General features: G+C 59.0%; 18 protein-coding genes. 9 read left to right on the top strand and 9 right to left on the bottom strand.

Annotated elements, in window-relative coordinates; all coding sequences use genetic code 11:
• Positions 1–531 (bottom strand): RNA pyrophosphohydrolase, encoded by a 531-nt coding sequence (rppH, locus tag D7S44_RS00235; RefSeq protein ID WP_033752842.1) that lies wholly within the window; start codon positions 529–531, stop codon positions 1–3.
• Between the two features lie 686 nt (positions 532–1,217).
• On the opposite strand from rppH, the gene mutH reads away from it, so the two are divergent.
• The 4 genes from mutH (at position 1,218) to D7S44_RS00215 (ending at position 4,236) form a co-directional block, all read left to right on the top strand.
• A complete protein-coding gene (mutH, locus tag D7S44_RS00230; protein WP_120451156.1) occupies positions 1,218–1,895 on the top strand; it encodes a DNA mismatch repair endonuclease MutH in 678 nt (225 codons plus the stop codon).
• Positions 1,896–1,955: 60 nt separating this feature from the next.
• Positions 1,956–2,666, top strand: a complete 711-nt coding sequence (locus tag D7S44_RS00225) for a TerC family protein (RefSeq protein ID WP_120451155.1) — start codon at positions 1,956–1,958, stop codon at positions 2,664–2,666.
• Between the two features lie 171 nt (positions 2,667–2,837).
• Positions 2,838–3,056: a YgdI/YgdR family lipoprotein gene (locus D7S44_RS00220; protein WP_120451154.1), complete on the top strand. Its 219-nt coding sequence runs from the start codon at positions 2,838–2,840 to the stop codon at positions 3,054–3,056.
• 139 nt (positions 3,057–3,195) lie between these two features.
• Complete coding sequence (locus D7S44_RS00215) at positions 3,196–4,236, top strand: NADP(H)-dependent aldo-keto reductase (protein WP_120451153.1); 1,041 nt, start codon at positions 3,196–3,198, stop codon at positions 4,234–4,236.
• A gap of 176 nt (positions 4,237–4,412) precedes the next feature.
• Here the strand turns inward: D7S44_RS00215 and dinB are convergent, their stop codons facing one another.
• Positions 4,413–5,465 carry a DNA polymerase IV gene (gene dinB, locus D7S44_RS00210; protein ID WP_272867886.1) on the bottom strand — a complete coding sequence of 351 codons (1,053 nt, stop codon included), beginning with the start codon at positions 5,463–5,465 and terminating at the stop codon, positions 4,413–4,415.
• A gap of 299 nt (positions 5,466–5,764) precedes the next feature.
• On the opposite strand from dinB, the gene dpaA reads away from it, so the two are divergent.
• Complete coding sequence (dpaA, locus tag D7S44_RS00205; protein WP_120451152.1) at positions 5,765–6,511, top strand: peptidoglycan meso-diaminopimelic acid protein amidase; 747 nt, start codon at positions 5,765–5,767, stop codon at positions 6,509–6,511.
• Here the strand turns inward: dpaA and D7S44_RS00200 are convergent.
• Positions 6,482–7,249 (bottom strand): class II glutamine amidotransferase, encoded by a 768-nt coding sequence (locus D7S44_RS00200; protein WP_120451151.1) that lies wholly within the window; start codon positions 7,247–7,249, stop codon positions 6,482–6,484. The genes dpaA and D7S44_RS00200 overlap by 30 nt on opposite strands.
• A gap of 54 nt (positions 7,250–7,303) precedes the next feature.
• Positions 7,304–7,882, bottom strand: a complete 579-nt coding sequence (gene lpcA, locus D7S44_RS00195) for a D-sedoheptulose 7-phosphate isomerase (RefSeq protein ID WP_033752849.1) — start codon at positions 7,880–7,882, stop codon at positions 7,304–7,306.
• Positions 7,883–8,106: 224 nt separating this feature from the next.
• On the opposite strand from lpcA, the gene fadE reads away from it, so the two are divergent.
• Positions 8,107–10,554 carry an acyl-CoA dehydrogenase FadE gene (gene fadE, locus D7S44_RS00190; RefSeq protein ID WP_120451150.1) on the top strand — a complete coding sequence of 816 codons (2,448 nt, stop codon included), beginning with the start codon at positions 8,107–8,109 and terminating at the stop codon, positions 10,552–10,554.
• A 59-nt stretch (positions 10,555–10,613) separates the two neighbouring features.
• Here fadE and mtnK read toward each other — a convergent pair whose 3' ends face one another.
• Complete coding sequence (gene mtnK, locus D7S44_RS00185) at positions 10,614–11,813, bottom strand: S-methyl-5-thioribose kinase (RefSeq protein ID WP_120451149.1); 1,200 nt, start codon at positions 11,811–11,813, stop codon at positions 10,614–10,616.
• 136 nt (positions 11,814–11,949) lie between these two features.
• On the opposite strand from mtnK, the gene mtnA reads away from it, so the two are divergent.
• Positions 11,950–12,969: an S-methyl-5-thioribose-1-phosphate isomerase gene (gene mtnA / locus D7S44_RS00180; RefSeq protein WP_120451148.1), complete on the top strand. Its 1,020-nt coding sequence runs from the start codon at positions 11,950–11,952 to the stop codon at positions 12,967–12,969.
• Between the two features lie 33 nt (positions 12,970–13,002).
• On the opposite strand, the gene D7S44_RS00175 is transcribed toward mtnA, so the two are convergent.
• Genes D7S44_RS00175 through D7S44_RS00165 form a run of 3 tightly spaced genes read right to left on the bottom strand, consistent with a single transcriptional unit; the run spans position 13,003 to position 14,830 of the window.
• Positions 13,003–13,545, bottom strand: coding sequence for a 1,2-dihydroxy-3-keto-5-methylthiopentene dioxygenase (locus D7S44_RS00175; RefSeq protein WP_120451147.1), 543 nt, complete (start codon positions 13,543–13,545; stop codon positions 13,003–13,005).
• Positions 13,542–14,219 carry an acireductone synthase gene (mtnC, locus tag D7S44_RS00170; RefSeq protein ID WP_120451146.1) on the bottom strand — a complete coding sequence of 226 codons (678 nt, stop codon included), beginning with the start codon at positions 14,217–14,219 and terminating at the stop codon, positions 13,542–13,544. The genes D7S44_RS00175 and mtnC overlap by 4 nt, the downstream gene beginning before the upstream one ends.
• Positions 14,216–14,830 (bottom strand): methylthioribulose 1-phosphate dehydratase, encoded by a 615-nt coding sequence (locus D7S44_RS00165; protein ID WP_120451145.1) that lies wholly within the window; start codon positions 14,828–14,830, stop codon positions 14,216–14,218. The genes mtnC and D7S44_RS00165 overlap by 4 nt, the downstream gene beginning before the upstream one ends.
• Before the next feature lie 132 nt (positions 14,831–14,962).
• On the opposite strand from D7S44_RS00165, the gene D7S44_RS00160 reads away from it, so the two are divergent.
• Together D7S44_RS00160 and D7S44_RS00155 are read left to right on the top strand one after the other, a co-directional pair.
• Positions 14,963–16,123: a pyridoxal phosphate-dependent aminotransferase gene (locus D7S44_RS00160; RefSeq protein WP_120451144.1), complete on the top strand. Its 1,161-nt coding sequence runs from the start codon at positions 14,963–14,965 to the stop codon at positions 16,121–16,123.
• Positions 16,111–16,884, top strand: a complete 774-nt coding sequence (locus tag D7S44_RS00155) for an amidohydrolase (RefSeq protein WP_120451143.1) — start codon at positions 16,111–16,113, stop codon at positions 16,882–16,884. The genes D7S44_RS00160 and D7S44_RS00155 overlap by 13 nt, the downstream gene beginning before the upstream one ends.
• Positions 16,885–17,044: 160 nt before the next feature.
• On the opposite strand, the gene katG is transcribed toward D7S44_RS00155, so the two are convergent.
• Positions 17,045–19,309: a catalase/peroxidase HPI gene (gene katG, locus D7S44_RS00150; RefSeq protein WP_120451142.1), complete on the bottom strand. Its 2,265-nt coding sequence runs from the start codon at positions 19,307–19,309 to the stop codon at positions 17,045–17,047.
• Positions 19,310–19,408 lie beyond the last annotated feature (99 nt).

Here is a 19,408-nt window from a genome sequence, read left to right as displayed (position 1 = left end):
CTATCCTCTTTTTCGTCGATGGGCTGGCGCGCTGCGCTGCTGCCCCGCACTCTCCTGCATCGACATTACCACGCCAGCGAATTCCTTCATGACGCGGCGATAGACATCGCGTTTAAAGGAGACAACCTGACGCACCGGATACCAGAAGCTCACCCAGCGCCAGCCGTCGAACTCCGGCGTGCTGCTGTGTTGCACATTGATATCCGCGTCACTGCTCATCAACTGCAGAAGAAACCACTTTTGTTTCTGGCCGATACACACCGGCTTTGTGTCCCAACGCACCAAACGTTTTGGCAATTTGTAGCGCAACCAGTTTCGGGTAGATGCAAGTATTCGAACATCTTTACGGTGTAAACCCACTTCTTCGAACAGTTCACGATACATCGCCTGTTCGGCGGTTTCACCGGGATTGATGCCTCCCTGAGGAAACTGCCAGGAGTGCTGTCCAAAGCGCCTGGCCCACAACACTTGTCCTTGCCTGTTACAGATTACGATACCAACATTCGGGCGGTAGCCATCATCATCGATCACTGGACTACCTCAAAGCTAAATTTGAATAGCCTGATTGTTTCACACTCCTTACAGGCGGTAAACCACTGGATTGCCGGGAAGAACGGCGCGTCGAGCCTGGATAACTCACAGCTCAGCCCAGAGTTATAAACAGTTGAGGCGCTAAAGCGCCGATCTTATTCACGTTTTCTGTGGATAGCTTTGTGCAGAACGCGGGAATTAGCTGGATAAACTTTTGCAGGCGTTAAAAAGGGCAAACACAACAATTCTGTTTTTATCAATTAAAAACAGCCATTTAAATAACTCTTATTCAGAATTCATTTTCCTGGCTTTTCAGTGAATAGCGCAGATCGCTTTTAGCTGGTCAAAGATCAAGCGACGCCGTTTTTATCCACAGACAATGGAGTAAACTTGCTCATCACTGGACAGAAAAGCGGCTTTTCCACTGAAGTCAAGGCTGTAAATGGAACCAGTAATGGTGATGCAGCGGGGTTATCCCACCGATCTGTGGATAACTTAGCTTAAGATCCTGTTCATTAATGCCATTAGTCCGGGATAACCTTGCCTTGCCGCAGAGAGTTAAAAAATGACGCCGTTAAAAAAGCATGGCGAATCATGCTATTATCGACGTCCTTTCTCCTGATGCCGCTGTGGGAAAAGAACCCAGAGAAAAAATTGTTCATTTTTTAACCATACAGGTTTTCGCCATGTTCCAGCTTCCTGCTCCGCCCGAAAATGAAGCCGTTCTGTTAACGCGCGCGCACGCGCTGGCGGGACAGACGCTGGAAACCCTCGCAAAGCAGGCTGGCCTGACGATGCCGGCCGATCTGAAACGGGATAAAGGTTGGGTCGGCATGCTGCTGGAGCGCTATCTCGGCGCCAGCGCAGGCAGCAAGGCGGAGCAGGATTTCGCCCATCTCGGTATTGAACTCAAAACCATTCCCATTGACGCGCAGGGCAAGCCGCTGGAAACCACCTTTGTCTGCGTGGCACCGCTGACCGGCAACAGCGGCGTGACCTGGGAGACCAGCCATGTGCGCCATAAGCTGGCGCGCGTGCTCTGGATCCCGGTAGAGGGCGATCGCGCTATTCCGCTTGCTCAGCGCCGCGTCGGCGCGCCGCTGCTGTGGAGCCCGAGCGAGGAGGAAGATCGAATGCTGCGCCAGGACTGGGAGGAACTGATGGATATGATCGTACTGGGCCAGGTTGAGCGCATCACCGCCCGCCACGGCGCCTGGTTGCAAATCCGTCCGAAAGCGGCCAACAGCCGGGCACTCACTGAAGGCATCGGCGAACACGGCGAGCCGATTATGACCCTGCCGCGCGGTTTTTATCTGAAAAAGAGCTTCACCGCCCCGCTGCTGGCGCGACATTTTTTACTGTGAGTTCATGAAAGCGGATGCGTATAATCGCCGTTTACTTTTCGTTTAAGATTGAGTGTGCGCATGTTTGAGTGGATAACCGATCCCAACGCCTGGCTGGCGCTGGGCACGCTGACCATCCTCGAAGTGGTTCTGGGTATTGATAATATTATTTTCCTGTCGCTGGTCGTCGCAAAACTTCCCAAACAACAGCAGGCCAGCGCCCGCCGTCTCGGCCTGATGGGCGCGATGCTGATGCGTCTCGCCCTGCTGGCCTCTATCGCCTGGGTCGCGCGTCTGACCCATCCGCTCTTTACCCTGTTCGATCACCCCTTCTCCTGGCGCGATCTGATCCTGCTCGGCGGCGGTTTGTTTCTGCTGTGGAAGTCGAGTATGGAGATCCATGAAACCATTGAAGGCGGCGAAGAGGAGCATAAAACCAATGTTCATTCTTTCCTCGGCGCCATTGTGCAGATTATGCTGCTGGACATTATCTTCAGCCTGGATTCGGTGATCACCGCCGTCGGCCTCTCCGACCACCTCTTCATTATGATGGCGGCCGTCGTGATCGCCGTTCTGATGATGATGTTCGCCGCGCGCGCCATCGGCGAGTTTGTTGACCGTCATCCTTCAATAAAAATGCTGGCCCTCTCCTTTTTGATTCTGGTGGGTTTTACCCTGATCCTGGAGAGTTTTGCGGTGCATGTACCAAAAGGTTACATCTATTTCGCGATGTTCTTCTCGATAGCTGTCGAATGCCTGAACCTGATGCGCAGCAAGAAAAAGGCGGCGTAAGGGGTAAAAAAGTCAAGGGCGGCCGCTGGCCGCCCTGTTATTTTCAGATTCATGCGATAACGCAAAGCGTCAAAACGATTTATTACTACACTTTTTGCTGTTGATGCTGCGCGGTCCTGTCACCAGGACGACGCAGCCCACTGGCTGACGGGAGTGAGAGGAATAAGCGTGATGAAAGAGTTGGCAGGCGTAGCAGTATTGATTTTTGCCGCCGTTACACTGAGCGGATGCAGTTCAGATTATGTAATGGCCACAAAAAATGGACAGATGATCATGACGGAAGGCAAGCCGACCATAGATAAAGAGACGGGGCTGGTTAAATATATCGATCAGTCCGGCCATGAAGTGCAGATCAATGGCGACGAAGTGTCGACCATCATTGAGCGTTAAGTGCCATTTCAACTCACCTGTCCCGCAATTTGTCCGGACAGGTGATTTCCCCGATTTTCCCCACTTCCTTCCCTGTTGATTCACGCGTTATAGTCCCAACGGACACATCATTACATTCCAAAAAATAAGGAAGACGGCTATGCACTATCACCGCATCCCCCATAGCACGCTGGAGATAAGCCAGCTGGGGTTGGGAACCATGACGTTTGGTGAACAGAACAGCGAAGCCGACGCCCACGAGCAGCTCGATTTCGCCATCGCCAGCGGCATTAACTTTATTGATACCGCTGAAATGTATCCGGTGCCGCCGCGCCCGGAAACCCAGGGTTTAACCGAACAGTACATCGGCAGCTGGCTGAAGAAGCGCGGCAGCCGCGATAAAGTTATCCTCGCCAGCAAGGTGGCAGGTCCGGTGCGTGGCGCTGACGCCTCGATTCGGCCGCATCAGGCGCTGGATCGTAAAAATATCCGCGAAGCGCTGGACGCCAGCCTGAAGCGCCTGAACACCGATTACCTCGATCTTTACCAACTGCACTGGCCGCAGCGCCAGACCAACTTCTTCGGCAAACTGGGCTATCAGTACAGCGAGAACACTATTCCTGTCACGCTGCTGGAGACGCTGGAGGCGCTGGCTGAGCAGGTGCGCGCCGGAAAAATTCGCTATATCGGCGTGTCGAACGAAACGGCCTGGGGCGTGATGCGCTACCTGCAGCTGGCGGAAAAGCACGAGCTGCCGCGCATCGTGACCATTCAGAATCCCTACAGCCTGCTGAACCGCAGCTTTGAAGTGGGCCTGGCCGAAATCAGCCAGCATGAAGGGGTTGAACTGCTGGCTTACTCCAGCCTCGCTTTCGGCACGCTGAGCGGCAAGTACCTTAACGGCGCTAAACCGGCCGGCGCGCGCAATACGCTGTTCAGCCGCTTTACGCGCTACAGCGGCGAGCAATCGCAGCAGGCGGTCGCGGAATATGTGGCGCTGGCGCAGAAGCATCGGCTGGATCCGTCGCAGATGGCGCTGGCCTACGTACGTCAGCAGCCATTTGTCGCCAGCACCCTGCTGGGCGCGACCACCCTTGAGCAGCTGAAGATCAATATCGACAGCTTTAATCTGACGCTGAACGAAGAGGTGCTTGAGGAGCTGGAAGCGATTCACCGCCGCTACACCTATCCGGCACCTTAAGGTGTCACAGACGGCTACCTTGCTTAGCAAGCGGGTAGCCTCGCCCGAAGAGCAAAACGACCCGCGCCAGCAACTGGGCGGGTCGAGCGCTCAGGGATGACGAACGGCAACGTTGCGGTTGGTCGATGCTACCTGCGCTGGCACCGTTCACAATGCTTTGGTTTTGCCCTTTGTCATTACAGCCCCAGCAGCAGCTGTCGCTCAAGCTGCGGGTCCAGCAGCGTCACATGCAGCCCCACCAGCCGCACGCCGCGCCCGGCGCGTCGCTCATCCCAGGTCTTACGCGCCACCGCTATCAGATCCTCTTTATTCAGCTCCGGCCAGATATGCTCCTGGGTCGTCAGCTGAAAATCATTGAACTTGAGTTTGACTCCCTGCCGCGCAATCTGTTTGTCGGGCCGCACCTGAGTCAGGCGGCGCTCCAGCTCCGCATAAAGAAAATCGATAATCTCCAGGCAGGCTTCCCAGCTGTGAATATCTTCCGCCAGCGTCCGCTCGACGCCGACGGACTTTCGCTCGCGCTCCACCACCACGCCGCGCTCGTCAATACCGTGGCTGCGCTCCCACAGCACGCGGCCAAACTTGCCGAAACGCTTAAGCAGCTGTGCCACGTCCGCTTTCTGCACATCGGCGCAGGTATGCAGCCCCATCTCTTCCAGCTTCTTTGTCGCCACCTTGCCGACGCCCGGGATTTTCGCCAGCGGCAGCGACAGTAGAAAGCCGGGCATCTCCTGCGGCGTAATCACGTACTGCCCGTCGGGCTTGTTGAGATCGGAGGCGATCTTGGCGAGAAACTTAATCGGCGCGATGCCGGCCGAGGCGGTTAGCCCCGTCTCGCGCTGAATAGTGGCGCGGATCTCGCGGGCGATCAGCGTGGCGGAGCCGTGACAGAGCGGGCTGTCGGTCACGTCCAGATAGGCCTCATCCAGCGACAGCGGTTCGATTAAAGGGGTGTAGCGCAGGAAAATATCGCGGATCTGCTGCGAGGCCTCTTTATAAGCGTCAAAGCGACCCGGCAGAAGTTTCAAATGTGGGCAGAGCTTCAGCGCCATCGCGGTGGGCATCGCGCTGCGTACGCCGAATTTGCGCGCCGGATAGTTCGCCGTGCTGATCACACCGCGTCGTTCCCGGCTGCCGCCAATGGCGATAGGGATATTGCGCAACGCCGGATTGTCGCGCATCTCCACCGCTGCATAGAAGCAGTCCATATCGACATGTATGATTTTCACGCTTGCCCGCCATCAGGTTTTCGCCACACCTTATGATACTGTATAGATGTACAGATGCAAAAGTGCCGCCGCCCCCCCATCGCTTCGGGCGCGGAAGAAAGCGGGCCTTAACGCAAATTGCCATTAAAGTTTACAAATTTCTGGCCGTCATACCTTGAGGAAAACGTGAATTTACCCGGCGGCATCTTGATAAAAAAACAGACAATGCTAATGTTGCGCTGCGGTAGCGGAGTTTTCCGATAATGCAAGTCTGGACGCGTTTCGCGTCACCGTTCTTCCTCTCTCAAGGTATACACAGCATGGGCAAAATCGCACTTCTGTTTGCGATGATTTTGATGCCAGCCCTCAGCATGGCAATGACTCCCGAGCCGACGCAGCAGATGTCGACGCCGGTGAGTAAAGAATTAAAGAAACAGCTACTCGGCACGCCGGTTTATATTCAGATCTTCAAGGAAGAACGCACGCTGGAGCTCTATGGCAAAATCGGCAACGAATTTCGCCTGCTCGATACCTACCGCATCTGTAACTTTTCCGGCGGCCTCGGACCGAAGCGCCGTGAAGGGGATTTTAAGAGTCCGGAAGGATTTTACAGCGTCAGGCTAAACCAGCTTAAGCCGGACAGCCGCTTTTATCGCGCTATCAACGTCGGTTTTCCTAACCAGTACGATCGCGAACACGCCTACACCGGCAACTATCTGATGATCCATGGCGACTGCAAATCGATCGGCTGCTACGCCATGACCAACGCCTATATGGATGAGATCTTCACTTACGTGAACGCGGCGCTGCGTAACGGCCAGGCGCAGGTCAATATCAGCATCTTCCCGTTCCGCATGACCGACACCAATATGCAGCGTCATCGCTACTCTACCTACGCCAGCTTCTGGCGCGAGCTGCAGCCGGGCTACGCCTATTTTGAGAAGTATCATCAGCCGCCGACGGTCAACGTCGCCAGCGGCAGCTATGTGATGAACAACAGCAGCCCGGTGATGGTTAATCCCGAAGCCGCGTCTAAATCATTCCTGGCGCTCTCCAAGGCAGAATAACGCCCACTCGCCTGGCACGATGCGGTGCCAGGTTTCATTTCCCGTCAGCGGCTGCGTTGCAATCACCGTCACCACATCGTTGGCGGTGGTGTGCTGCTGGAAATCGATCTCGACGTCCTGATCGAGCAGCTGCGCTTTGCCGAAGGGCGCGCGACGCGTGATCCAGTAAAGATTGGTTGAGCAGAACGCCATCAGATAGCGCCCGTCCGACAGCAGCATATTAAACACCCCTTTCTGCCGCAGCTCGCCCGCCAGTTCTGCCACATAGCGAAACACCGCCGGCCAGTTGGCAGGCGTGCGCGGATAGCGCGTCGCCAGCTTATGCAGGATCCAGCAGAACGCCTTCTCGCTGTCGGTTTCACCGACCGGGCGATAATGACCGGTTTCCAGCTGACGATAGCCTTTTAGCTGGCCGTTATGTGCATAGGTCCAGTTGCGTCCCCACAGCTCGCGGGTAAAGGGATGGGTATTTTCCAGCGAGACCGGCCCGCGATTCGCCTGGCGAATATGCGCCACCACTGAATGGGACTTGATCGGGTACTCCTGCACCAGCCGCGCGATGGGCGAGTTATAACTCGGCAGCGGATCTTTAAAGGTGCGACAGCCTCTGTCTTCATAAAAGGTGATGCCCCAGCCGTCTTTATGCGGCCCGGTTCCCCCGCCGCGCTGCACCAGGCCGGTAAAACTGAAACAGATATCGGTTGGAACGTTGGCGCTCATCCCGAGCAATTCGCACATAGCTACCGCCTTAGTCAGAAAGGCCGCCAGCGCAGACGCTGGCGGCCAGCAACCTTACTTCACCATCTCTTTTTCGATCAGCAGCATCAGGATATGGATCACCTTGATGTGGATCTCCTGAATGCGGTCAGCATAGCCGAAGTGCGGCACGCGGATTTCGATATCCGCCGAGCCCGCCATCTTGCCGCCATCTTTGCCGGTCAGGGTAATCACCTTCATGCCCTGCGCGCGCGCCGCTTCGATCGCCTTAATGATATTGGCGGAGTTGCCGGAGGTAGAGAGCCCCAGCAAAACGTCGCCCGGACGCCCCACCGCTTCGATGTAGCGAGAGAAAACGTAGTCGTAGCCGAAATCGTTGCTGACGCAGGAAAGATGGCTGACGTCGGAGATGGCGATCGCCGGATAGCCCGGACGGTTTTCGCGATAGCGGCCGGTCAGCTCTTCGGCGAAGTGCATGGCGTCGCAGTGGGAGCCGCCGTTGCCGCAGGAGAGCACTTTACCGCCCGCTTTAAAGCTGTCGGCCAGCAGCACCGCCGCGCGCTGAATCGCGTGAATGTTCGCTTCGTCGCTGAGAAACGTATTCAGCGTATCCGCTGCTTCATTCAGCTCAGAGCGAATGATGTCCTGATACATAGGGATGTCCTTGTTAGTAAAAGAGTGACTTTTCAAGTTTAACGGAATGGCGGGTTGCCGCAAAGCGTGCGCCGCGCGAAAGCCTGCGCGCCCTGCATGGCTGATTTTCCGATTTTGTGAGTAAGGTTGTAATTGCGATGTAAACGGATTGCTAATTAATCGCCAGTGTCATACACCTCTACAGATAACAGGTCAGACCTCTTACTACTTACGGAGCCGTGATTATGATGGTTGTGTCGATCCTCGCGACGCTGGTGTTAATCAGCGTCCTGTTTTATCACCGCGTATCCCTGGCGGCGAGCAGCGTGATTTTACTGTTGTGGACCGCCGGCTGGGCCGCGGCGCACCTCTGGACCCCCTGGCTGCTGTTGCCGCTGGCTATTGTGCTGCTGCCGTTTAACCTTCCTTCGATGCGCCGCGCAATGTTTTCGAAGCCGATGCTGCAGCGCTTTCAGCAGGTAATGCCGCCGATGTCGCGTACTGAAAAAGAGGCGATCGACGCCGGGACCACCTGGTGGGAAGGCGATCTGTTTCAGGGCAAGCCGGACTGGCAGAAGCTGCACAACTACCCGCAGCCGCGCCTGACGCCAGCAGAGCAGGCGTTTCTCGACGGGCCTGTGGAAGAAGCCTGCCGCATGGCGAACGATTTCGCTATTACCCATGAGATGGCGGATCTACCGCCGGAGTTGTGGGCTTATCTGAAAGAGCAGCGCTTCTTCGCCATGATTATCAAGAAAGAGTATGGCGGCCTGGAATTCTCCGCCTATGCGCAGGCGCGCGTGCTGCAAAAGCTGGCGGGCGTCTCCGGCATTCTGGCGATAACCGTCGGCGTGCCCAACTCGCTTGGCCCTGGCGAACTGCTGCAGCATTACGGCACTGACGAGCAGAAAGATCACTATCTGCCGCGTCTGGCGCGCGGCGACGAGATCCCCTGCTTTGCGCTGACCAGCCCGGAGGCGGGTTCCGACGCCGGGGCCATTCCCGATACCGGCGTCGTCTGTATGGGCGAGTGGCAAGGCAAGCAGGTGCTGGGCATGCGCCTCACCTGGAATAAACGCTACATTACGCTGGCGCCGGTGGCGACCGTGTTAGGCCTGGCCTTTAAGCTTTCCGACCCCGATGGTTTGCTGGGCGATACCGAGTCGCTGGGCATTACCTGCGCGTTAATTCCTACCAGCACGCCGGGCGTCGAAATCGGCAAGCGTCACTTCCCGCTGAACGTGCCGTTCCAGAACGGCCCGACGCGCGGCAAGGATATTTTCGTGCCGATCGATTTTATTATCGGCGGTCCGCAGATGGCCGGTCAGGGCTGGCGGATGCTGGTTGAGTGTCTGTCGGTAGGACGCGGCATTACCCTGCCGTCTAACTCGACCGGCAGCCTGAAAAGCGTGGCGCTGGCGACCGGCGCCTATGCGCATATCCGTCGTCAGTTCAAAGTCTCTATCGGTAAGATGGAGGGCATTGAGGAGCCGCTGGCGCGCATTGCCGGTAATGCCTATGTCATGGATGCCGCGGCGACGCTGATTACCACCGGCATTATGCAGGGTGAGAAGCCGGCGGTGCTGTCGGCGATTGTGAAGTATCACTGCACCCATCGCGGTCAGCGCGCTATCGTGGACGCCATGGATATCGCGGGCGGCAAAGGCATTATGCTTGGCAACAATAACTTCCTTGCCCGCGCCTATCAGGGCGCGCCTATCGCCATCACGGTGGAAGGCGCGAATATTCTGACGCGCAGCATGATTATCTTTGGTCAGGGGGCGATCCGCTGTCATCCGTTCGTGCTGAAAGAGATGGCGGCGGCGGCGAGTCAGGATCTCAACGCCTTCGACGCCGCCCTGTTCAGCCATATCGGCTACGTGGGCAGCAACGCCGTACGCAGCCTGTGGCTCGGCCTGACGGCGGGACGCAGCAGCGCCTCGCCGACGCGCGACGCCACGCGCCGCTACTACCAACACCTCAACCGTCTGAGCGCCAACCTGGCCTTGCTGGCTGACGTTTCGATGGCGGTGCTCGGCGGCAGTCTGAAACGACGCGAGCGTATTTCAGCGCGTCTGGGGGATGTGCTGAGCCAGCTTTATCTCGCCTCTGCCACGCTGAAACGCTATGACGATGAGGGCCGTCACGAGGCCGATCTGCCGCTGGTTCACTGGGGCGTACAGGATGCGCTGCATCAGGCCGAGCAGGCGATAGAAGATCTGCTGCGCAACTTCCCGAGCCCGCTGGCGGCTGGCGCGCTGCGCATGATGATTTTTGCCGGCGGCAAACACTGCCCGGCGCCGAGCGACCGTCTGGATCATAAGCTGGCGAAGCTGCTGCAGGTGCCGTCCGCCACCCGGACGCGTCTGGGACGCGGTCAGTATCTGACGCCAGGCGAGCATAACCCGGCGGGCCAGCTTGAGCAGGCCTTGCAGGAGGTGATGGCGGCGGAAGCGATCCACGATCGTCTGTGCAAACAGCAGAAAGAGCACTTCTCTTTCACCCGGCTCGACGCGCTGGCGCAGCGGGCGCTTAAAGCGGGATGGATTGATGCCGCTGAGGCGGATGTGCTGACGCGCGCCGAAGCGAGTCGCCTGCGCGCCATTAACGTCGACGAGTTTGAAGCGGATGCGCTGGCGGTGCCGGTAAAGCAGCCGACGGTTAAGGCCGCGCGAGAAAGCGAGGCGGCGTAAACGAAAGGGTCGCGCACAAGGAGCGTGCGCGGCCTGTAAAAGGAAACTTTTGCTCGACCTTAGCCCGCCTGCCGAATACGCGCAATCAGCGCTTCTACATCTTCCACATGATCCGCCGCCAGAATCAGCGTGCGTCCCAGCGTAATGGCGCTGCGGATACACTCGGTGCGCATCGCCTCATCCTTAATCAGCTTCATATCCGCGACGTGCGACATGCCGACGGTGCGGCGAATCAGCTCGGTGCCGCAATAGCCGATAGTATCGGCCCACACCTTGCGTAAAAACGCCTGCGCATAGCCTGGGTATGCCAGCGCTACGTCACGAGTTTTCTCTTGCGCCAGCGCCAGGAAGCGTGCAGCAAACCTGTTCCATACCTCGCGCACGTCATTCAGCCGCAGCTCGCGCCCTTCCGCCGCTTCACGCGGGGCCAGCAGCCCCGGCAGACCGCAGTAGTTAAGCAGCAGGTTGCCCAGCGCCGTGCCGACATCAAAGCCAATCGGGCCGAAATAACCGAACTCCGCGTCGATCGCCTTCAGGCTGTTATCGGCGACGAAGATCGAGCCGCTGTGGATATCGCCGTGCAGCAGCGCTTCTGCGTGGGCAAAAAAGCGGTGTTTCAGGCCGGCGACGGCGATCCTCAGCGCATCATCATTGCGCAGGCTGGCGACCAGCGGCTCCAGCGCCTGCGGATAGCTGTTGCGTTCGTGATCGGTATAGGGATCGTTAAAGAAAAGATCTTCGGTGATCTCGCACATTTCCGGATTAATAAAGCGCGCCACTTCCGCCTTTTTCTTGTGGGGATGCAGCATAAAATCGGAGGTGTGAAACAGCGTCTGCGCCAGATATTCGCCCAGCTGCGTCGCCGCCTGCGGATAGTAAGCGCCCTTCACCAGCTCGCTGCGCCAGATGCGGTGGCTCGAGAGATCTTCCATCACCATTACTGCCAGCGTCTCGTCGTAGTGCGTCACCTTCACCGTGTGCTGGGGAGAATATTTATAGTGCTCGACCAGGGTTTGCGCCTCCAGCCGCGCGCGATCCAGCGTCAGCGGCCAGGACTCGCCGACGCAGCGCACATAAGGCAGAGCCTGTTTTACGATGACCCGGCTGTTGCCCTGGCGGTCGAAAATTTTAAATACCAGGTTGAGGTTGCCATCACCTATCTCTTCCGCCGCAACCAGCGAAGCGGGGTCCTCTACGCCACCAAATTCTCTGGCATAGGCTACGGCGTCAGCCGCGGTGAAGGTACGGTATTGCGACATTGCCATTCCTCTCAAACAAAAGTCTCTGCAACGAAAACCCCGCCAGGGCGCTATAATAAGCCGTTCAGACGTCTATACATCCGTTCCGCATGTTGGCACAATACGTGATAACAACGCAACAGGGTTTTCACAGACAATGCAAACACTCCGTACCACCAGCTTACAGGTTCGTGACAATCAGCTCTGGATCCTTGACCAGCAGGCGCTGCCGCAGCAAAAAAACTGGCTTCCGGCGCATGATGTGCCGCAGCTGATTGACCATATTCACGCCCTGCGCGTGCGCGGCGCGCCGCTAATCGGCCTCTCCGCCTCGCTGCTGCTGGCGCTGCTGGCCGAAGCGGGGGCCAGTCGCGACGCGCTGGCGCAGGCGCTGGCTGTATTGCGCGCCGCGCGTCCGACGGCGGTCAACCTGATGAATAATCTGGACCGGATGAAACAGGCGCTGGCGCAGGAGGATTTCGTCGTCGCGCTGAGTCATGAAGCGCTGCGTCTGGTGGAGGAAGATCGTCAGCTGTGCGACAGCATCGCCGAGGCGGGCAGCGCGCTGGTTAAACCGGGCAGCCGCCTGTTAACCCACTGCAACACCGGCGGGCTGGCGACGGCGGGCGTCGGCACCGCGCTGGGCGTTATCGCTCGCGCGCATCAGCAGGGCAAGGTGGCGAGCGTCTGGGTCGATGAGACGCGCCCGCTGTTGCAGGGCGGGCGGCTTACCGCCTGGGAGCTGGGCGAGCTGGCGATCCCCTATCGGCTCATCACCGACTCGATGGCAGCCAGCCTGATGGCGAGCGGCCAGGTCGACGCGATCTGGGTCGGCGCGGACCGCATTGCGGCCAACGGCGACGTGGCGAATAAAATCGGCACCTATAGCCTCGCAGTGCTGGCGCACTATCACCAGATCCCGTTCTATGTCGCCGCGCCCTATACCACGCTGGATCGCCAGTGTGCCAGCGGCCGCGACATTCCTGTCGAACAGCGCGCCGCCAGCGAAGTGACTGGCGTGGCGGGCAGTTTTGGCAGCGTACAGTGGGCGCCGGAAGCGGCGGCCGTCTATAACCCGGCGTTCGATGTGACGCCTGCGGCGCTGATCAGCGGCTGGGTGCTGGATACCGGCGCGGTGTCGCCGGACGAGGTAAAGGCGGGAATTTTTCAGCCCTGAATAAAAGGGCGCGCTCAGCGCGCCCCTCAGGCATTAAGGCAGGCGCGGATAGGCGTCGGCGATGGCATCGCCGGTAAAGTGCGCCACCCAGCCTTCCTGATTATCGAAAATGCGAATAGCGGTGAAGTGCGGCGATGAACCCATATCGAACCAGTGCGGCGTACCCGCTGGCACTGAGATGAGATCGTTTTTCTCACACAGGATCTGATAGACCTGGCCGTCGAGGTGGAGGCAGAAAAGGCCCGCGCCCTCGACAAAGAAGCGCACCTCATCTTCGCCATGCGTATGCTCGGCGAGAAACTTCTCGCGCAGCGCCTCTTTTTGCGGGTGGTCGGCGCGCATGCTGATCACATCCCAGCTCTGATAGCCCTTCTCCGCCACCAGCAGATCGATGGCGTGCTGATAGGCTTCAATCACGCGGGCTGGCTCTGGATTTTCGCCTAAATCGCGATCCGCCGCCCAGCGCTCGAAGCGCACATTTTTCGCGTTCAGCCGCTCGCGGATCATCTCCGCATCGGTACTGTGCCACACCGGCAGCGTGGCCTCGGTATCGGTAAAAATGGTCAATGCACTCATGCTAAAACGACTCCCGAAAAGGTGTTCACCTGATGATGGCGGCTTTCGCTGTCTGCGGGGCCGCGAATTAACTGCACGGTATTCCATCCGGCTTCCGCTGCCGCATCCAGCTCCTGACGAATGTCGGAGAGGAACAGCAGCTGCTCAGCGGGCAGGCCGGTTTGTTCAGCAATATTGCGGTAGGAGGCGACCTCGCGCTTGGCGCCGACGCGGGTATCAAAATACCCGCTAAACAGGCCAGTAATATCACCTTCATCACTGTAGCCAAATAACAGTTTTTGCGCTGCAACCGAACCGGAAGAATAAACGTAAAGCTGAACGCCCTGCTCACGCCAGGCGCGCAGCGCCGGCAGGACGTCGGGATAGAGATGGCCGGTAAAGCTGCCGTTCATATAGCCGTCGCGCCAGATCATCCCCTGCAGCGCTTTCAGTCCGGTGGATTTGCGATCTTCGTCCATAAAGCGCAACAGGATCTGCGTTACCGCCGACAGATCGGCCTCCGGCTGTCCTGCTTCGGCGCGCACCGCGTCGAGCGCGGCACTGACGTCGGGCTGCTGATGCTGCGCGCGAATAAACGCGGCGAGGTGCTGACGCGCGTACGGGAACAGTACCTCATGTACGAAGCGGATATCGCTGGTGGTACCTTCAATATCGGTGACAATAGCGCGGATCATTGAGCCTCCAGCAGGCGACGTTGACGTTCGCATTCAAATAAAAATTCCAGACCTTCCAGATGGCGACGCGCTTCGTTAACGTCCCGGCCCCAGCAGGTCAAGCCGTGGCCGCGCAGCAGAAAGCCGTAGCGAAACGGATTGTGCCGGGCATATGCCTCAATGCGCTGCGCCAGCGCGTCGATATCCTGGTCGTTATCAAACAGCGGGATCGCCACGCACGCAAGATGGGTATGCTGCCCCGCCAGGGTTTTCTGCATTTCATAGCCTTCCAGCCGCAGCGCACTGCCCTTTTCGACCCGCGACAGCACCGTTGCATTGACCGTATGGGTATGCAGCACTGCGCCCGCGTCGGGAAACAGTCGGTAGATCAGGGTATGGAGTCCTGTTTCCGCCGAGGGCCTGCGTCCGGACGGCGCGCTGCTGGTGGCGATCTCCACCTGAATAAAGTCGTCGCGCGTCAGGCTGCCTTTATCCTTGCCTGATTCGCTGAGCAGGCAGAAGCGGTCATTTTCACGAACCGACATATTGCCGCCGGTAGCGGGCGCCCAGCCTTTTTCACCAATCCAGCGGCAGGCCGCCACCAGCTGGTCGAGCGGAGAGAGTTCAGACATAGCGTATCAGGCATCCTGTAACGTGGGTTTTAGACGTCTAAGCGTCTCGATTGCCAAATATTAACATCCTGTTTATAGTGGCTTCAACACAGGGTTACTCCGCAACGACATTCGCGCTTAAGGCAATTAACCATGACGCAGCCCAATCTGACGCCGGAGAGTAAACTTCCCGCTCTCGGCACCACCATTTTTACCCAAATGAGTGCGCTGGCGCAGCAGCATAACGCCATTAACCTCTCTCAGGGTTTTCCCGATTTCGATGGCCCGCGCTATCTGCAGGAGCGCCTGGCGCATCACGTCAGCCAGGGCGCGAATCAGTATGCGCCGATGACCGGCGCCCTGCCGCTGCGCGAAGCGATCGCCGGGAAAACCGCTGAGCTTTATGGCTACCGGCCCAACGTCGAAAGCGATATCACCGTGACCGCTGGCGCGACCGAAGCGCTCTACGCGGCGATCACGGCGCTGGTGCGCCAGGGCGATGAGGTGATCTGCTTCGACCCAAGCTACGACAGCTATGCGCCTGCCGTCGAGCTGTCAGGAGGCGTGCTGAAGCGCATCGCGCTGCAGCCGCCGGGCTTTCGCGTCGACTGGGCAGCGTTCGCCCGTTTGCTCTCCAGCAAAACGCGTCTGGTTATCCTTAATACGCCGCACAACCCTTCCGCCACCGTCTGGCGTAAAGCAGATTTCGCCGCGCTCTGGCAGGCGATTGCCGATCGGGAAATTTACGTGCTGAGCGACGAGGTCTACGAGCATATCTGCTTCGATGAGGCGGGCCACGCCAGCGTACTGGCGCATCCGCAGCTGCGCGAGCGCGCCATCGCCGTCTCCTCATTCGGCAAAACCTTTCATATGACCGGCTGGAAAGTGGGCTACAGCGTCGCGCCCGCCGCCATCAGCGCGGAGATCCGCAAGGTGCATCAGTATCTGACCTTTGCGGTCAATACGCCCGCGCAGCTGGCGATTGCCGATATGCTGCGCGACGCGCCGGAACACTACCGCGAGCTGCCGTCGTTTTACCGCGCGCGCCGCGACCGTCTGGCGCAGGCGCTGGGGAAGAGCCGCTTTAAGGTGCTGCCGTGCGAAGGCACCTACTTTCTGCTGGCGGACTACAGCGCCATCTCCGATCTCGATGACGTAAGCTTCTGTCAGTGGCTGACGAAAGAGGTGGGCGTGGCGGCGATCCCGCTATCGGTGTTCTGCGCCGGCCCCTTCCCGCACAGGCTGATCCGCCTCTGCTTCGCCAAACAGGAGGCGACGCTGGACGCCGCCGCGGAGCGCTTATGTCAGATTTAAAGATTACCGTTTTGCAGGAAACCCTGCACTGGATGGATGGCGAAGCGAACCTGCGTCATTTCGACGCCGTACTTGAGGGCGTGACGGGCCGCGATCTGATCCTGCTGCCGGAGATGTTCACGACCGGATTCGCCATGGAAGCGGCGCAGCGTTCCCTGCCGCAGGCGCAGGTGGTGGAGTGGCTGCACCGCCACGCCGAGGCGAGCGACGCGCTGGTAGGCGGCAGCGCGGCGATCCAGACTGAGAAAGGCGCGGTGAACCGCTTTCTGCTGGTAGAGCCGAACGGCACGCTGCACCAGTATGACAAGCGGCACCTGTTCCGCATGGCGGACGAGCATCATCACTATCAGCCAGGGACGACGCGTGAAGTGCTGCAGTGGCGCGGCTGGCGCATCCTGCCGCAGATCTGCTACGACCTGCGCTTCCCGGTGTTCGCGCGCAACCGCAACGACTACGATCTGGCGCTCTATGTAGCGAACTGGCCCGCGCCGCGCGCGTTGCACTGGCAAGCGCTGCTGCTGGCGCGCGCTATTGAGAATCAGGCTTATGTGGCGGGCTGCAACCGCGTCGGCAGCGACGGTAACCAGCATCACTACAGCGGCGACAGCCGGATTATTTCGCCGCAGGGCGAGATCCTCAGCGAGGCGGCGCCCTTTACGCAGGCGCGGCTCGACGCAACGCTGTCGCTGGAGACCCTGAACGCTTATCGTGAGCGCTTTCCGGCCTGGCGCGACGCCGACGATTTTACGTGGACGCAATAAAGCGCCGATCCCCCTCGCCCGCGGAGGAGGCACTGACAATTCGCGTCAGGTAAGGCGCAGGCCAGCGCAGGAGCCGTGCTTCGGCCATCGCGCTGGCACCGGCAATAAAAAAGCCGCAGCGGTTCAGGCTGCGGCTTTTTACTGACTGCTAATGCGTCAATCAGATATCGAAGCGATCCAGATTCATCACTTTGGTCCAGGCGGCCACAAAGTCAGTAACAAACTTCTGGTGCGCATCGCTGCTGGCGTACACTTCCGCCAGCGCGCGCAGGATGGCGTTAGAACCAAATACCAGATCGGCGCGGGTCGCGTGGTACTTCACTTCCCCGCTCTGACGATCGCGCCCTTCAAACAGCTCGGCGCTCTCATCGGTGGCGCGCCAGGCGGTGCGCATATCCAGCAGGTTCACGAAGAAATCTGTGCTCAACACGCCGGGACGCTCGGTAAAGACGCCGCGGTTGCTGCCGTCGAAGTTGGTTCCCAGCACGCGCAGACCACCCAGCAGCACCGTCAGCTCCGGGGCGCTCAGGGTCAGCTGCTGCGCTTTGTCCAGCAGCAGCGTTTCGGTCGATGAACCGCCCTGCACGCGGCGATAGTTACGGAAACCATCCGCCAGCGGCTGCAGTAAAGCGAAGGATTCAATGTCGGTCTGATCCTGACGCGCATCGACGCGGCCCGGCGTAAAGGGCACCTGTACCGCCACACCAGCCGCCGCGGCTGCCATTTCGATCCCGACGTTGCCCGCCAGGACGATCACATCCGCCAGCGAGGCTTTGCCTGAGGTCTGCTGAATATCCTGCAGCACCGGCAGCACGTCACGAATAACGCTGGCGTTAACCGCCCACTCTTTCTGCGGCGCCAGCGCCAGACGCGCGCCGTTCGCACCGCCGCGCTTGTCGCCGCCGCGGAAGGTAGAAGCGGACGCCCAGGCTGCGGAAACCAGCTGGCTTACGCTCAGTCCCGACGCAGCGATTTTTGCTTTCAGCTCGCTGATGTCGCTGTCGCTCGGCTGATGGATCGCCGCCGGCAGCGGATCCTGCCACAGCAGATCTTCTTTCGGCACTTCCGGTCCCAGGTAGCGCGCTTTTGGCCCCATATCGCGGTGGGTCAGCTTGAACCATGCGCGGGCAAAGGCTTCGTTAAACGCCTGCGGATCGTTAAGGAAGCGACGAGAGATCTTTTCAAATTCCGGGTCGAAGCGCAGCGTCAGATCGGTAACCAGCATGGTCGGCTTACGCTTTTTCTCCGGATCAAAGGGATCGGGGATAATCGCGTCGGCGTTGCTGGCTTCAAACTGGATCGCGCCTGCCGGGCTGTGCGTCTGCACCCACTCATATTTGAACAGGTTTTCGAAGAAGTAGTTGCTCCACTGGGTCGGTGTTTGCGTCCAGACCACTTCCAGACCGGAAGTAATGGCGTCCGCGCCTGCGCCGCTGCCGTAGCTGCTGCTCCAGCCCAGACCCTGCGCTTCAATCGGAGAGGCTTCCGGATCGACATCGAGATGGCTGGCGGCGCCCGCGCCGTGAGTTTTGCCCAGCGTATGACCGCCAGCGATCAGGGCGACGATCTCTTCATCATTCATACCCATATTGCCGAAGGTGGCGCGGATCGCCGGCGCGGCTGATGCCGGGTTGCCGCTCGCTTCCGGCCCTTCCGGGTTGACGTAGATCAGGCCCATTTCCGTCGCGCCGAGTGGTGCGTTCGCAAGGCTTTCCGGATGGCGGTGCGCCAGCCATTCGGTTTCGTTGCCCCAGTCGACATCCATATCCGGCTCCCACACGTCTTCACGTCCGGCGCCGAAGCCGAAGGTACGGAAGCCGGCGTTCTCCAGCGAGACGTTGCCCGCAAGGATATAGAGATCGGCCCAGGAAATTTTCTGACCATACTTCTGTTTCACCGGCCACAGCAGACGACGCGCTTTATCCAGGCTGACGTTGTCCGGCCAGGAGTTGAGCGGCGCAAAACGCTGCTGACCGCGGCCAGAGCCGCCGCGACCGTCGACGGTGCGGTAGGTGCCCGCGCTGTGCCACGCCATACGGATAAACAGGCCGATATAGCTGCCCCAGTCGGCTGGCCACCAGGATTGCGAGTCGGTCAGCAGCGCGCGGATGTCCGCTTTCAGCGCTGAATAGTCGAGCTTGCTGAACTCTTCGCGGTAGTTGAAATCGTCGCTGAGCGGGTTGGAACGGCTGGAGTGCTGGTTTAACAGATCGACACGCAGCATGTTGGGCCACCAGTCGCGGTTGCTGGTACCGCTACCGGCGCCGCGCGCCAGAACGCTTTTCTCTTCGGAAGCGCCATGGTGGAAAGGACATTTACCTGCTTCGGCTCCACTCGCGCTCGGGCTTTTTTCTTCCGTGGCGCCATGGGGAAAAGGGCATTTACCTGCGGCGGCTGCATTATCGTTATTTTCTGGCGTGCTCATTATCGGCTCCGTTGGCTTTTGATTACCCGGCTACGATAACGTTACGCTTGTATAAACACTATTTGGCTGAACCGACGGTATTGATAGCCGCAGGCTTTC

Origin of the sequence: Pantoea piersonii (genome assembly GCF_003612015.1) — a bacterium.
In the GTDB taxonomy this organism is placed as follows: domain Bacteria; phylum Pseudomonadota; class Gammaproteobacteria; order Enterobacterales; family Enterobacteriaceae; genus Pantoea; species Pantoea piersonii.
Note: the sequence above shows the minus strand (reverse complement) of the source record. Positions and strands in the feature narration are given on the sequence as shown.

Coding starts and splice junctions, on each gene's coding strand:
- mutH (WP_120451156.1), top strand. CDS start 1,218: ATGTTCCAGCTTCCTGCTCCGCCCGAAAATGAAGCCGTTCTGTTAACG.
- D7S44_RS00225 (WP_120451155.1), top strand. CDS start 1,956: ATGTTTGAGTGGATAACCGATCCCAACGCCTGGCTGGCGCTGGGCACG.
- D7S44_RS00220 (WP_120451154.1), top strand. CDS start 2,838: ATGAAAGAGTTGGCAGGCGTAGCAGTATTGATTTTTGCCGCCGTTACA.
- D7S44_RS00215 (WP_120451153.1), top strand. CDS start 3,196: ATGCACTATCACCGCATCCCCCATAGCACGCTGGAGATAAGCCAGCTG.
- dpaA (WP_120451152.1), top strand. CDS start 5,765: ATGGGCAAAATCGCACTTCTGTTTGCGATGATTTTGATGCCAGCCCTC.
- D7S44_RS00200 (WP_120451151.1), bottom strand. CDS start 7,249: ATGTGCGAATTGCTCGGGATGAGCGCCAACGTTCCAACCGATATCTGT.
- lpcA (WP_033752849.1), bottom strand. CDS start 7,882: ATGTATCAGGACATCATTCGCTCTGAGCTGAATGAAGCAGCGGATACG.
- fadE (WP_120451150.1), top strand. CDS start 8,107: ATGATGGTTGTGTCGATCCTCGCGACGCTGGTGTTAATCAGCGTCCTG.
- mtnK (WP_120451149.1), bottom strand. CDS start 11,813: ATGTCGCAATACCGTACCTTCACCGCGGCTGACGCCGTAGCCTATGCC.
- mtnA (WP_120451148.1), top strand. CDS start 11,950: ATGCAAACACTCCGTACCACCAGCTTACAGGTTCGTGACAATCAGCTC.
- D7S44_RS00175 (WP_120451147.1), bottom strand. CDS start 13,545: ATGAGTGCATTGACCATTTTTACCGATACCGAGGCCACGCTGCCGGTG.
- mtnC (WP_120451146.1), bottom strand. CDS start 14,219: ATGATCCGCGCTATTGTCACCGATATTGAAGGTACCACCAGCGATATC.
- D7S44_RS00165 (WP_120451145.1), bottom strand. CDS start 14,830: ATGTCTGAACTCTCTCCGCTCGACCAGCTGGTGGCGGCCTGCCGCTGG.
- D7S44_RS00160 (WP_120451144.1), top strand. CDS start 14,963: ATGACGCAGCCCAATCTGACGCCGGAGAGTAAACTTCCCGCTCTCGGC.
- D7S44_RS00155 (WP_120451143.1), top strand. CDS start 16,111: ATGTCAGATTTAAAGATTACCGTTTTGCAGGAAACCCTGCACTGGATG.
- katG (WP_120451142.1), bottom strand. CDS start 19,309: ATGAGCACGCCAGAAAATAACGATAATGCAGCCGCCGCAGGTAAATGC.